This window comes from Methylobacterium oryzae, assembly GCF_036441375.1.
Classification (GTDB): domain Bacteria; phylum Pseudomonadota; class Alphaproteobacteria; order Rhizobiales; family Beijerinckiaceae; genus Methylobacterium; species Methylobacterium oryzae_A.
Genome location: NZ_MLCA01000001.1, coordinates 289,413 through 302,930 on the forward strand (window position 1 = coordinate 289,413; position 13,518 = coordinate 302,930).

The 13,518-nt window shown below is 72.6% G+C and carries 12 protein-coding genes; 8 read left to right on the forward strand and 4 right to left on the reverse strand.

Annotation, left to right across the window (positions count from 1 at the left end; genetic code table 11):
- Position 1 precedes the first annotated feature (1 nt).
- A complete protein-coding gene (locus MOTC310_RS01305; RefSeq protein WP_419539839.1) occupies positions 2-787 on the forward strand; it encodes an SURF1 family protein in 786 nt (261 codons plus the stop codon).
- A gap of 107 nt (positions 788-894) precedes the next feature.
- A complete protein-coding gene (scpA, locus tag MOTC310_RS01310; protein ID WP_331294289.1) occupies positions 895-3,060 on the forward strand; it encodes a methylmalonyl-CoA mutase in 2,166 nt (721 codons plus the stop codon).
- A 188-nt stretch (positions 3,061-3,248) separates the two neighbouring features.
- Here scpA and MOTC310_RS01315 read toward each other — a convergent pair whose 3' ends face one another.
- The gene (locus tag MOTC310_RS01315; protein WP_331300537.1) at positions 3,249-4,361 is read right to left on the reverse strand and encodes an alpha/beta hydrolase; all 1,113 of its coding nucleotides are present in this window, start codon (positions 4,359-4,361) and stop codon (positions 3,249-3,251) included.
- Positions 4,362-4,578: 217 nt separating this feature from the next.
- Here MOTC310_RS01315 and MOTC310_RS01320 point away from each other — a divergent pair, with 217 nt between their 5' ends.
- Positions 4,579-6,213, forward strand: coding sequence for an alpha-D-glucose phosphate-specific phosphoglucomutase (locus MOTC310_RS01320; RefSeq protein ID WP_331300538.1), 1,635 nt, complete (start codon positions 4,579-4,581; stop codon positions 6,211-6,213).
- A gap of 128 nt (positions 6,214-6,341) precedes the next feature.
- Here the strand turns inward: MOTC310_RS01320 and MOTC310_RS01325 are convergent, their stop codons facing one another.
- The gene (locus MOTC310_RS01325; protein WP_331300539.1) at positions 6,342-6,821 is read right to left on the reverse strand and encodes a GNAT family N-acetyltransferase; all 480 of its coding nucleotides are present in this window, start codon (positions 6,819-6,821) and stop codon (positions 6,342-6,344) included.
- Between the two features lie 193 nt (positions 6,822-7,014).
- On the opposite strand from MOTC310_RS01325, the gene rpsD reads away from it, so the two are divergent.
- Entirely contained in the window at positions 7,015-7,632 is a 618-nt protein-coding gene (rpsD, locus tag MOTC310_RS01330) for a 30S ribosomal protein S4 (protein ID WP_010686187.1), read from the forward strand.
- Between the two features lie 109 nt (positions 7,633-7,741).
- Here the strand turns inward: rpsD and MOTC310_RS01335 are convergent, their stop codons facing one another.
- Positions 7,742-8,047, reverse strand: coding sequence for a hypothetical protein (locus MOTC310_RS01335; RefSeq protein WP_331294286.1), 306 nt, complete (start codon positions 8,045-8,047; stop codon positions 7,742-7,744).
- A 102-nt stretch (positions 8,048-8,149) separates the two neighbouring features.
- On the opposite strand from MOTC310_RS01335, the gene MOTC310_RS01340 reads away from it, so the two are divergent.
- From MOTC310_RS01340 to MOTC310_RS01355, 4 genes are all read left to right on the forward strand, one after another.
- Positions 8,150-8,488, forward strand: a complete 339-nt coding sequence (locus MOTC310_RS01340) for a DUF2293 domain-containing protein (protein WP_331294285.1) — start codon at positions 8,150-8,152, stop codon at positions 8,486-8,488.
- Between the two features lie 94 nt (positions 8,489-8,582).
- Positions 8,583-8,792: a TOBE domain-containing protein gene (locus tag MOTC310_RS01345; protein ID WP_331294284.1), complete on the forward strand. Its 210-nt coding sequence runs from the start codon at positions 8,583-8,585 to the stop codon at positions 8,790-8,792.
- Positions 8,793-8,918: 126 nt separating this feature from the next.
- Complete coding sequence (gene tsaD, locus MOTC310_RS01350) at positions 8,919-9,959, forward strand: tRNA (adenosine(37)-N6)-threonylcarbamoyltransferase complex transferase subunit TsaD (RefSeq protein WP_419539840.1); 1,041 nt, start codon at positions 8,919-8,921, stop codon at positions 9,957-9,959.
- On the forward strand, positions 9,956-10,963 hold the full coding sequence (locus MOTC310_RS01355) for an NAD(P)H-dependent glycerol-3-phosphate dehydrogenase (RefSeq protein WP_331300540.1): 1,008 nt from the start codon (positions 9,956-9,958) through the stop codon (positions 10,961-10,963). Before tsaD ends, MOTC310_RS01355 begins: the two co-directional genes overlap by 4 nt.
- A gap of 3 nt (positions 10,964-10,966) precedes the next feature.
- Here the strand turns inward: MOTC310_RS01355 and MOTC310_RS01360 are convergent, their stop codons facing one another.
- Entirely contained in the window at positions 10,967-13,327 is a 2,361-nt protein-coding gene (locus MOTC310_RS01360) for a bifunctional diguanylate cyclase/phosphodiesterase (RefSeq protein ID WP_331300541.1), read from the reverse strand.
- Between the last annotated feature and the right edge of the window lie 191 nt (positions 13,328-13,518).

The window sequence follows — 13,518 nt, forward strand, 5'->3', positions numbered from 1 at the left end:
GATGAGGCCCGCGGGGCCGGGAGGGGGGGCTGATCCCGGCTCGGCCCCCTCCCCGGCCCCGCTCTCGTTGCGGCGGCGCGCGGTGTTCGGCGTCGGCGCTTGCATCGTGTTCCTGGTCCTGCTGGGGCTCGGAACCTGGCAGGTCGAGCGGCGGGCCTGGAAGCTCGACCTGATCGCCCGGGTCGACGCGCGGGTCCACGCCCCGCCCGTGCCGGCGCCGGGCCACGCGGACTGGCCGCGGGTCGGCCCCGACGACGCCTACCGGCACGTCCGGCTCTCCGGCACTTTCCTGAACGATCGCGAGACCCTGGTTCAGGCCGTCACCGAGCTGGGCGGCGGCTTCTGGGTGCTGACGCCGCTGCGGCGTCCGGACGGGACCCTCGTGCTGGTCAACCGCGGCTTCGTGCCCGGCGACCGGCGCGATCCCGCGACCCGGATGGCCGGGCAGGTCGCGGCTGAGACCACGGTGACCGGCCTCCTGCGGCTGACCGAGCCCAAGGGCGCCTTCCTGCGCTCGAACGATCCCGGGGACGACCGCTGGTATTCCCGGGACGTCGCCGCCATCGCGGCCGCGCGCGGACTGAGCGACGTCGCCCCCTACTTCGTGGACGCGGACGCGACGCCCAATCCCGGCGGCCTGCCGGTGGGTGGCCTCACGGTGATCGCCTTCCCCAACAACCACCTCGTCTACGCGATCACGTGGTACGGGATGGCGCTGATGCTGGCCGGCGCCGGACTCTACCTCCTGCGGCGCGGCCCGGGGGCCCGGGACGCCGAGGCGCGCTGAGGCACCGGCGCTGCGCGGCCTTCCCCGGAAGCTTGACCGATAGGGGAGTAGCCCGCTCCGAGCGGGTCCCTATAATGGCGTGACAAACGCCACAACGAGTCAACGCCATGACCTCCCGCATCCCGAACTTCGCCGAAATCCCGCTCGCCGGCGAATCACTCGCGATCGCGGCCCCGGCGCTCGGCGAGCCCTGGATGACGCCGGAGGGCATCCCGGTGAAGGGCCGCTACGGGCCGGAGGACCGGGAGGGCCTCGAGTTCCTCGACACCTATCCGGGGATCGCGCCGTTCCTGCGCGGCCCCTACCCGACCATGTACGTCACCCAGCCCTGGACGATCCGGCAGTACGCCGGCTTCTCCACGGCCGAGGATTCGAACGCCTTCTACCGCCGCAACCTCGCGGCCGGGCAGAAGGGCCTGTCGGTCGCCTTCGATCTCGCCACCCACCGCGGCTACGATTCCGACCATCCCCGCGTCTCGGGCGATGTCGGCATGGCGGGCGTGGCGATCGACTCGATCTACGACATGCGCACGCTGTTCTCCGGCATCCCGCTGGACGAGATGACCGTGTCGATGACGATGAACGGCGCCGTGCTGCCGATCCTCGCCCTCTACATCGTCGCCGCCGAGGAGCAGGGCGTGCCGCCGCAGAAGCTCGCGGGCACCATTCAAAACGATATTCTAAAAGAATTCATGGTCCGCAACACCTACATCTATCCCCCCAAGGGATCGATGCGGATCATCTCCGATATCTTCGCCTACACGTCGAAGAACATGCCGAAGTTCAACTCGATCTCGATCTCCGGCTACCACATGCAGGAGGCGGGCGCCACGAACGACCTGGAGCTCGCCTACACGCTGGCCGACGGCGTCGAGTACATCAAGGCGGGTCTCGCGGCCGGGCTGACCATCGACCAGTTCGCCCCGCGCCTGTCGTTCTTCTGGGCGATCTCGACCAACTTCTTCATGGAGGTCGCCAAGATGCGGGCCGCGCGCCTGATCTGGGCGAAGCTGGTCAAGAGTTTCGATCCGAAATCGGAGAAGTCGCTGGCCCTGCGCACCCACTCGCAGACCTCGGGCTGGTCGCTCACCGCCCAGGACGTGTTCAACAACGTCACCCGCACCAACATCGAGGCGATGGCGGCGACGCAGGGCGGCACGCAGTCGCTCCACACCAACGCGCTGGACGAGGCGCTGGCCCTGCCCACCGACTTCTCGGCCCGGATCGCCCGCAACACGCAGCTGTTCCTGCAGCAGGAGAGCGGCACCACCCGGATCGTCGATCCCTGGGGCGGCTCCTACTACGTGGAGAAGCTCACCGCCGACATGGTCGCCCGGGCCTGGGAGCACATCCGCGAGGTCGACGGGCTCGGCGGCATGGCCAAGGCGATCGAGGCCGGCATCCCGAAGCTGCGGATCGAGGAGGCCGCCGCCCGCGCCCAGGCGCGGATCGATTCCGGGCGCCAGACCATCGTGGGCGTGAACAAGTTCAAGGCCGACGACGACATGGCCATCGAGCTGCTGCGGGTCGACAACGGCAATGTCCGCCGCCTGCAGATCGACAAGCTCAAGCGCCTGCGCGCCGAGCGCGACGAGGCCGCCGTGACGGCCCGGCTCGACGCCCTCACGAAGGCCGCCGACGGCGCCGGCAACCTGCTGGAACTCGCCGTCGAGGCCGCCCGCGCCAAGGCGACGGTGGGCGAGATTTCCGAGGCCCTGGAGAAGGCCTGGGGCCGGCACCGCGCCGAGATCCGCTCGATCTCCGGCGTCTACAAGCGCGAGGTGGGGGGCATGTCGCCTGTGGTCGAGGAAGTCCGGGCGCTGGTCGAGGCGTTCGAGGAGAATGACGGCCGCCGGCCGCGCATCCTGGTCGCCAAGATGGGCCAGGACGGGCACGACCGCGGCCAGAAGGTGATCGCCTCGGCCTTCGCCGATCTCGGCTTCGACGTGGATATCGGGCCGCTCTTCGCGACCCCGGCGGAGGCCGCCCGGCAGGCGGTGGAGAACGACGTCCACATCGTCGGCGTCTCGTCCCTGGCGGCCGGCCACCTGACCCTGGTGCCGGAGCTGAAGGCGGCGCTCACCGAGCAGGGCCGCGACGACGTGATGATCGCGATCGGCGGCGTCATCCCGCCCGGCGACTACGCGGCGCTGACGGCGGCCGGCGCGGCGGCGATCTTCCCGCCCGGCACGGTGATCGCCGAGGCGGCCGCCAAGCTGATCCGCGCGCTGAACGAGCGGCTGGGCTACGCGGCCCGGCAGGCGGCGGAGTAGGTCGCGCCGCCTCGGCTCGCGCCGCGACCCCTCCCACGCGCATCCTCATCCTGAGGTGCCGGAGCGAGAGCGGAGGCCTCGAAGGAGGCCTCCAGGGATCGCGCGGTGGCTGGAGCCCTCCTTCGGGGCGGCTTCGCCGCACCTCAGGTTGAGGGCGTGGGTCGGATGTCCGTGCCCGCGGACTCCGCTCAGTTCAGCGCCTGCGGATCCGCCTCCGTGAGGAAGGCCCCGACCGCGTGGAGGAACTGCATGCGGTTCTTCTCCATCATCACCGTGTGGGTGCCCTCCCCCAGCTCGACGAAGCGCTTGTAGGGGGCGTGCGTGAGCTTCGTGAAGTATTCCTGCGCCTGGTAGCTCGGCAGGTCGGCGTCCCACTCGGCGTGGATGATCAGCACCGGCACGCGGATCTCGCCCGGGTCGTAGAGCGGCTTGCCGGCCGCCCAGTAGGCGTCCTTGTCGGCGACCGTGCCGTTCGGCGCGCGCAGGACCGGCGGCGATTGCTGCGCGCCGGCCTGGTCGGTGGCGAAGGTCGCGTCGGCCCACTGGTCGAACCAGCCCGCCGGGATCAGTTCGGCCTTCTTGTCCTCGGGCACCCCGGTCAGCCAGCGCGCCCGGGCGCTGTCCCGGCTGACGGTGCGGTAGGCCCCCACCTTGCCGCCGCCGCCGATCAGGCCCGGCGTGCGCGCGAGCCATTGCGGCGCGTAGAGGACGAGGCGGTTGACCGCGTCGTTGTGGGTGCTGGTGTAGAGACCCATGGTGGAGGTCCCCCAGGACCAGCCCATCAGGTCGATCTTCTCGACGTTGCGCCGCTTCCGGATGAAGTCGACCACCTGCCCCACCACCTTGGCGGCGTCGGGCGTGCGCATGAGCGGCGGGTTGTCGTCCGGCGGCGCGTCCATGGCGGCCGGGCGCCCGGACAGACCGTAGCCCGGCAGGTCCACGCAGTAGACGTCGAAGCCGAGGCCCGCGAGGTAGTCCATGGCCGACATCCCGCCGAGCGGCAGGTCGAAGGCCGTGGAGGACGGGTAGGTGGAGCCGTGTACGTAGAGCAGGATCCGGTCGCCCGGGAACCGGTCGGTCCCGGCCGGGCGCTTGTTGCGCACGTAGATGTCGACGCCGGGCTCGCTCCAGGGCAGGCGGAACTCCTCCGTCGTCAGCCGGCTCGACGGGGCGGCGACGGCCGGTGCCGCCGCGGCCGCGACCGCCGCACCGGCGGCGAGCGCCCCGACCAGGTCGCGCCGGGCCAAGCCCCGGCCCGGCCGTGCCGCGTTCGGATCTGTCCGCATCGGTCTGTCCGCCATGATTTCCTCCGGCCCGCCTTGTCTGGCGGCTCGGTCGATACAATCGGCGGCTGTCGGCCGGCGCAACGCCTCGAGCCGACCGCCGGCGGACAGGCGGCGGATTCCGTCGCCCGATCCGGCGAAACCGCGTGAAAAAAGTCCGCCCCTGTCGCCGGGACTGGTGACGCCGCGCCTCCGCACGGGCATGGAGGCCGTAGATCCCGGGAGACGCCCGCTCATGACGACTCCGACCACCGTCGCCACCACGCCCTTCCCCGACCAGAAGCCGGGCACCTCCGGCCTGCGCAAGAAGGTGCCGGTGTTCCGGCAGCCGAACTACGTCGAGAACTTCGTCCAGGCGATCTTCGACACCCTGCCCGACAAGGCCGGCGCCACCCTGGTGCTCGGCGGCGACGGGCGCTTCCTCAACCGCGAAGTGGTGCAGAAGACCCTGCGCCTCGCCGCCGGCAACGGCTTCGGCCGGGTCCTGGTCGGGCAGGGTGGCCTGCTCTCGACGCCCGCCGCCTCCTGCGTGATCCGGAAAGCCAAGGCGCTCGGCGGCATCGTGCTGTCGGCGAGCCACAACCCGGGCGGGCCGGACGGCGATTTCGGCATCAAGTTCAACGCCGCCAACGGCGGCCCGGCGCCGGAATCCGTCACCGACGCCATCTTCGCGCGGGCCAAGGCGATCACGGAATACCGCCTCGTCGAGGCCCCGGATCTCGACCTCGACCGGCTCGGCGACACCCGCCTCGGCGCCATGACGGTCACGGTGATCGATCCGGTGGCCGACTACGCCGAGCTGATGCGCACGCTCATCGACTTCGACGCGGTGTCGCGCCTGTTCGCCTCCGGCTTCCGCATGCGCTTCGACGCCATGAGCGCGGTGACAGGTCCCTACGCGACGGCGATCCTGGAGGGGATGCTCGGCGCCCCCGCCGGCACCGTGGTCAACGCGACTCCGAAAGAGGATTTCGGCGGCCACCACCCGGACCCGAACCCGGTCCATTGCCACGACCTGTTCGACCTGATGCAGGGGCCGGACGCGCCGGATTTCGGCGCCGCCTCGGACGGCGACGGCGACCGCAACATGATCGTGGCCCCGGGCCTGTTCGTGACGCCGAGCGACAGCCTCGCGCTGCTCGCCGCCCACGCCCACCGGGCGCCGGGCTACGCGGGCGGCCTGTCGGGGGTCGCCCGCTCCATGCCCACGAGCCGCGCCGCCGACCGGGTCGCGGCCGCCCTCGGCATTGAGGCCTACGAGACGCCCACCGGCTGGAAGTTCTTCGGGAATCTCCTCGACGCGGGCCTCATCACCCTGTGCGGCGAGGAGAGCGCCGGCACCGGCTCGAACCACGTCCGCGAGAAGGACGGGCTCTGGGCGGTGCTGCTCTGGCTCAACATCCTGGCCGCCACCGGCGAGCGCGCCGACGCGCTGGTGCGGGCGCATTGGCGCGCCTACGGGCGCGACTACTACGCCCGCCACGATTACGAGGAGGTCGATTCGGACGCCGCCAACGGCCTGATGGACGCCCTGCGCGAAAAACTCGCCGGGCTGCCGGGCACGCGGATCGGCGACCTCACGGTGTCGACGGCCGACGAGTTCGCCTACCGCGACCCGGTCGACGGCTCGCTGACCGAGCGCCAGGGCATCCGGATCGGCTTCGCCGAGGACGCGCGGGCGGTGTTCCGCCTCTCGGGCACCGGCACCGCCGGCGCGACGCTGCGGGTCTACCTGGAGCGCTACGAGAGCGCGCCGGACCGGCTCGACTTGGCCGTGGCCGAGGTGCTGGCCCCGGTCGCGGCCGCGGCCCGCGCGATCGCCGAGATCGAGCCCCGCACCGGAAGGCCTGAGCCGAGCGTGGTGACCTGAGGGAGCGGGGCGACGCCCCGTCTTTGCGAGCGCAGCGAAGCGATCCAGAGGCGCCAGACTCTGCGGCGGCGCGCCACCCTGGGTCGCTTCGCTGCGCTCGCGATGACGGCAGGGCCGGCGCCGATGCCTCAAACCAGGTCCTTCACCATGTGCACGGTCACGTCGTCGTCGCGGGTCCGGCCCGGCCCGTCGTAGAGCGCCTCCCGCTCCACCCGGTAGCCGAGCGCGCCGTAGAGGCGCAGGTTCGCGACGTACTTCTTGTTGGTGTAGAGGCGCAGCCGCGCGAGCCCGGCCTCGGCCGCGACGGCGTCGGCCCGTCCCATCAGCCGGCTGCCGAAGCCCCGGCCCTGGAAGGCCGGGTGCACCGCGACGTTGACGACCAGCAGGTGGTCGGCCTCGGCCCGCGTCTCGATCAGCCCGGCGAGATCCGGGCCGGCCAGCAGCAGGTCGAAGCGGTGGTCCCGCACCGCCCGCGCGTAATCCGCCTGCATGGGAATGGGCAGGCGGCCGATCACCGGGATCCACTTGGTGTAGGCCGCCGCGACCAGCACCCGGATCGCCTCCGCGTCCGCGGGCCCACCGCGCCGGACCGCCACTGACTCGTCCATCTGACCTCTCACGGTTGACCGCGGCGGCTCCGTCCCCTAAAGACCCGCCCGTCGATGGGGCTCCGAGCGGGGCCCCGTCGCGTTTTCACACGCACCCGTGGGCGGGATCCTCCCGCCCTGTCGTCCCGGACCGCGAAGGGCCGGGAAAAGGAGGGCGCGTTCCTCATTCTCGTCACGAGAGGACGCGAAAGATATGTCGAAGCGGATTCAGGCGAAGCACAAGCTCGACCGCCGCATGGGCCAGAACATCTGGGGCCGCCCGAAGAGCCCCGTCAACCGCCGCGAGTACGGCCCCGGCCAGCACGGCCAGCGCCGCAAGGGCAAGATGAGCGACTTCGGCACGCAGCTGCGCGCCAAGCAGAAGCTCAAGGGCTACTACGGCAACATCACCGAGAAGCAGTTCCGCCGCTACTACGCCGAGGCGATCCGCCTGCGCGGCGATTCCGGCGAGAACCTCGTCGGCCTGCTCGAGCGCCGCCTCGACGCCGTGGTCTACCGGGCGAAGTTCGTCGCGACCCCGTTCGCCGCGCGCCAGTTCGTCAACCACGGCCACGTCAAGGTGAACGGCGTCCGCGTCAACATCCCGAGCTACCAGGTGAAGGCCGGCGACCTGATCGAGGTCAAGGAGTCGTCCCGCCAGCTCGAGATCGTCATCGTGGCGACCCAGCTCTCCGAGCGCGACGTGCCGGACTACATCGAGGCCGACCACGCCAAGATGACCGCCCGCGTCACCCGCATCCCCAGCCTGTCCGAGGTGCCCTACCCGGTGCAGATGGAGCCGAACCTCGTCATCGAGTTCTACTCCCGCTGATCCTGTCGCCCCGGCGACCGGTGGAGGGGCTGCCCGTTCGGGCGGCCCCTTCGCGTTTCGAGAGCCCCGTCGCGAAGGCCGGTCTCCGGCGCCCGGGTCGGGGCAGGCCTCAGCAGCCGTGGCAGATCGAGCCCATCGTGTGCCGCATCTTGCTGTCCCAGGCCTTCGAGCGGGCCTCGGCGGCCTTCTGAGCCTTGATCATCTCGGCTTGGTTCACGGGCTGCGGCAAGCCGGTGACCGCGGCGTTGCCCGGCGCCTTGGTCTGGCCCATGGGGGTCACCCGGCGGCCGCCCACGATGGGACCGGTCGGGGCGGCCGCAGGGCCGGGGCCCGCGCCCGGAGCCGGGCTCTGGGCGAGCGCCGGTGCCGCCCCGAGCAGGAGGCCGAGAAGCAGCGCGGGACGAAGAATTGCCATGGACCTGAGCTCCCCGGCGGAGGATCCTGTGCCGGCCCCGCCTCATCTGGCGGCGATCCTATCCGATCACACCTTTAAAATCATGCCGTCGGCAGATCCCCGGTGAGCGCCGGTCCCCCCCTGAACCGCCGGGAGGCGGTGGCCGCGGCCCTGGCCCGCCTCGCCCCGCGCCTGCCGGACTTCGAGGCGGAGGCCACGCTCGACCGGGCCCTGGCCAGCCCGGGCCTGCGCCGGGCCGCCCCCGAGACGGCGGCCCGCCTCGCCCTCGTGACCTACGCGCGCCACGTCTTCACGGATTACGACGAGCTCCTGGCCGACGGGTACGACCGGGACAGCGCCCGGCACTTCGTCCTCGACGACCTCAACGCCGCGCTCGCCGCCTGGGGCGCCGCGCCGGTCCCCGAGGACGAGCCCGGCGAGCCGCAGGCCGAGCCGCGCTGAGGTGGTCGCGCGGGGCTCCGCCATGCTGTAGGAGACCGGACCGGGCCGCCCCGCGGCCCGTTCCGGGGCCGCTCTTGGAGATTGGCAGCAGACCATGAAGATCAGCGCGCGCAACGTTCTCAAGGGTACGGTCGTCTCGGTGGAGAAGGGGGCGACCACCTCCCACGTGAAGATCGAGATCAGCCCCGGCCAGATGGTCACCGCCTCGATCACCAACGAGGCCGTCGAATCGCTCAAGCTCGTCGCCGGCGGTCCCGCCTACGCGGTGGTCAAGGCGTCCGACGTCATGGTCGCCGTCGACTGAGGGCGCGTCGGCGCGCCGTCCGGGGACGGAGGGCGGCGCGCATCCACCACGCTCCGAGCCCGGGCGGGGGCCGGCCGCCTTCGCGCCGCCGCCGGATAGGATGAGTCCGGACAAGGAGTTCCGCGCGTGCAGAAGACCGTGCTCGGCATCGAGACCACCTGCGATGAGACCGCCGCCGCGGTGGTGTCGATCGACGAGGAGGGTGTCGGCCAGATCCGCGCCAACGAGGTGCTCAGTCAGATCGCCGAGCACGCGGCCTATGGCGGCGTCGTGCCGGAGATCGCCGCCCGCGCCCACGTGGAGGTGCTCGACCGGCTGATCGCCCGCGCCCTCGACCGGGCCGGGACCGGCTTCCGGGACCTCGACGGCATCGCGGTGGCGGCCGGACCGGGGCTGATCGGCGGCGTGCTGGTCGGCCTCGTCACCGCCAAGACCCTGGCGCTCGTGACCCGCAAGCCGCTGCTCGCCGTCAACCATCTGGAGGCCCACGCCCTCACGGCGCGGCTCACCGACGGCATCGCCTTCCCCTACCTGCTGCTCCTGGCCTCGGGCGGCCACACCCAGCTCGTGGCCGTGCGCGGCGTCGGCGACTACGTCCGCCTCGGCTCCACCGTCGACGACGCCATCGGCGAGGCCTTCGACAAGGTCGCCAAGCTCCTGGGTCTCGGCTATCCCGGCGGCCCCGAGGTCGAGCGCGTGGCCGAGGCCGGAGATCCCGAGCGCTTCGCCCTGCCCCGGCCGATGCTCGGCCGCCGCGAGGCCGACTTCTCCCTCTCGGGCCTCAAGACCGCCGTGCGGATCGAGGCCGAGCGGATCGCCCCGCTGGCCGAGCGCGACGTCGCCGATCTCTGCGCGAGCTTCCAGGCGGCCGTGGTCGACGTGGTGGTGGACCGCGCCCGGGTCGCCCTGCGCGCCTTCTCGGACGTGGCCGGGCGGCCCACCGCCCTGGTGGCCGCGGGGGGCGTGGCCGCCAACGGCGCCGTCCGGCGGGCGCTGGCGTNCGTCGTGGCCTTCACGGCGGCCGGCAACGGCCGCTCCCGCGCCGTGATGGAGCGCCTCGGGATGCGCATGGCCGGGACATTCCCGCATCCGGCTGTGCCGGAGGGGCTGCTGCGCGACCACGTGCTCTACCGGCTGGATCGCGCGGACAGGGAGAAAGCGGCATGAGCGCCGAGACCCCGATCAACGTCGTCGGCGGCGGGGCCTGGGGCACGGCGCTGGCCAACGCCGCCGCCGGGGCCGGCCACCCCGTCACCCTCTGGCTGCGCGACGCGGCGGCCGCCGCCGCCCTCCAGGCCCAGCGGGAGAATCCGCGCTACCTGCCGGGCGTGCCGCTCCACCCGGCGATCCGGGCGACCGGCGAGGCCGCCGCCCTCGCGGGCGCCCGGGCGACGCTCCTGGTCGTGCCAGCCCAGACCGTGCGCGGCGTTCTGGAATCCCTGCGCGGACCCCTGGCGACGGCCGGGCCGGTCATCCTCTGCGCCAAGGGGATCGAGCGCGGCAGCGACAGCTTCATGAGCGCGGTGGCCGAGCAGGTCCTGCCGCCCGGAGCGGCCGTGGCGGTCCTGTCGGGCCCGAGCTTCGCCATCGACGTCGCCCGCGGCCTGCCCACAGCCGTGACCCTGGCGGCGTCCGATGCCGGCCGCGCCGCCGCCCTGAGCGCCCTGCTCTCGGGGCCGAGCTTCCGCCTCTACCACACCGACGACGTGCGCGGCGTCGAGATCGGCGGCGCCGGCAAGAACGTGCTGGCCATCGCCTGCGGGATCGTGGCGGGGCGCGGGCTCGGCGAGAGCGCCCGGGCGGCGCTGATCGCCCGGGCCTTCGCCGAGCTCATGCGCTTCGCCCGCACCTTCGGCGGGCGGCCCGAGACGCTGATGGGGCTGTCGGGCCTCGGCGACCTCGTGCTCACCGCCTCCTCGCCGCAATCGCGCAATTTCGCCTTCGGCCAGCGCCTCGGCGCCGGGGCGAGCCCGGCCGAAGCCGCGGGCGGGAAGCTCGCCGAGGGGGCGTTCACGGCCGCGGCGCTCGCCGGGCTGGCCGCCGCCAAGGGCATCGAGATGCCGGTGGCCGAGGCCGTCGCCGCCATCGTGGCGGGCACGGCCAGCGTCGACGACGTGATCGCGGGGCTGCTCGCCCGGCCGCTGCGCGGGGAGANGGTCCCGGCGCGATGAGCCTCACGCCACCGCGGCCGCCGGCGCGGCGCCGTGGGTGTGGGCGGCGAAGCGCGCGATCGGCGCCGGCCGGCCCAGCAGGTAGCCCTGGGCGATGTGGCACTGCTCGTCGGCCAGGAAGGACAGCTCCTCGGCGGTCTCCACGCCCTCCGCCACCACGGCGAGCCCGAGGCCGCGCCCCAGCCCCAGGACGGAGCGCACGATCGCGGCCCCCTGCGGGTTGCTGTGGACCGCCTTGATGAACGAGCCGTCGATCTTGATCCGGTCGAACGGGAAGGAGCGCAGGTTCGACAGCGACGAGTAGCCGGTGCCGAAATCGTCCATGGCGATCCGCACGCCCAGGGCCTTGAGCTGGCGCAGCGTGAGGAGCGCCCGGGCCGGATCCCGGATCAGCGCCGTCTCGGTGATCTCGAGCTCGAGGCGCTCCGCCTTCAAGCCGGATTCGTACAGGGTCCCGTGGACGAACTGGACGAAGAGCGGGTTGTGCAGCTGCACCGCCGAGACGTTGACCGCGATCGCCAGCGGGTTCGGCCAGCCGGCCGCCGCCCGGCAGGCTTCCCGCAGCACCCAGGCGCCGATCTCCAGGATCGCCCCGGTCTCCTCGGCGATCGGCACGAACACGGCCGGGGAGATGCTGCCCCGTTCGGGATGGCGCCAGCGCAGCAGCGCCTCGAAACCCGTGATCGTGCCGGACTCGATCTGAGTCTGCGGCTGGTAGACGAGTTCCAGCTCGCCTCTCGCCACCGCGTGGCGGAGGTCGTGCTCGAGCTGGCGCCGGTCGCGGATCTGCGCGCCCATGCTGGCGTCGTAGCGCCGGCAGGTGCCGCGCCCCTCGTTCTTGGCCCGGTACAGGGCGGCGTCGGCGTGACTCAGGAGCGCGCGCTGGTCCGCGGCGTCGTCGGGATAGACCGCGATGCCGATGCTGGTGGCGACCACCGGTCCGGAGGCGGCCGGCACCGCCGCCAGGGTGGCGAGGATCCGCTCGGCCAGCCGCTCGGCGGAGCCCTCCGCCTGCGGCGTCAGGATGGCGAACTCGTCGCCGCCGAGCCGCGCCATCAGCTGCTTGGGATGGAGGAGGCCGCCGACCCGGAGCGCGAGGTCGCGCAGCATCGCGTCGCCGGCCGCGTGCCCGAACAGGTCGTTGACCTCCTTGAAGCGGTCGAGGTCGAGGCACAGCACCGCGAGCCGGCCGCCCTGGGCATCCGCGGCGCGCATCTCGCGCTCGAGCCGCGCGTGGAAGCTCGTGCGGTTGGCGAGGCCGGTGAGCGCGTCGTGGTGGGCGAGGTAGTGGATCTCGCTCTCGGCCCGGCGCCGGGCGCGCAGGTCGCGCACCGCCACGGCGTGGTGTGGGACCCGCCCGTACTCGGCGACAGGCCGCATGATCACCTCGACCGGAAGGGGTGCGCCCCCCGCCGGGACGAGTTCGGTCTCCAGGGGCTGGTCGGCCGTCCCGGTGCCGGGCACGAGGTCCGGCAGGTAGGCGCTCAGGCTCCGGCCGGTCAGGAGGGGCGCCTCCAGGCCCACGAGCCGGGCGAAGGCCTCGTTGGCGCTGACGATCTCGCCGCCGCGGCAGACGACGAGGCCCTCCACGGCCGCGTTGGCGAGGCTGCGCAGGCGCTCGCGCTCGAGATCGGCGCGGCGGCGCTCCCGGAGGTCGACCATCAGGGCGGCGCCGGCGAGCAGCAGGATGAAGCAGCTCGCCACCGCCACGGCCGCGGCGAGCCACCCGGTCCGGATCGCGCCCGAGGGGATCGCCACGGTGGGATCGGGCAGGAGGGTCACCGCCCCCATGCCGGTGAAGTGGTGGGCGCAGATCGCCAGGATCAGCAGCGCGACGCCGCCGTACCGACCCCGGAACGTGGTGGCCGACAGGCCGACCACCAGGGCGGCGGCGCCCAGCCCCGCGCCGAGGCCGACCGAGACGACGACCAGCGCGGGATTCCAGACGAGATGCCCCGCCACCTGATAGGCGGCCATCCCGGTGTAGTGCATCGTCGCGATGCCGCCGCCGACCACGGCGCCGCCGAGGCCCGCCTGGACCGCCCGGCCGGACGCGGCCAGGGCGAAGCCGAGCCCCGTGATCGCCACGGCGTCCACGTAGGAGAGGAGCGTCAGCCCGACGCCGTAGCCCGACGGCAGCCCCGGCTCGAAGGCGAGCATCGCCAGAAAATGCGTCGCCCAGATCCCCGATCCGCCGGCGGCGGCCGCCACCGCCAGCCAGACGTAGCGGCTGCGGCCGCCGGCCCGGGTGGCATGGGTGAGCAGCTCGATCGCGGTGGCGCTCGCCAGCGTGCAGACCAGGGCCGCGAGGGCCACCAGCCACAGGTTGTGTTCCCCGACGAAACAACCGACGACAGCGAGCATATATGCAACCGAGAATGGGTTGGTTGATGAGTTGTTCAGCTATTGGCATGAAGAATTTAATATTTACCCAAGAAATATGATAGAAGAACTGCGGCGTTTCACGCAGGCTCTGCTTGGCCGGCGGTGCCGCGCCCGGCCGGAGCCGGGCCGGCCTGTCCCCGAGGGGCGAGGCTGGGCTATGGCGAGGCGTG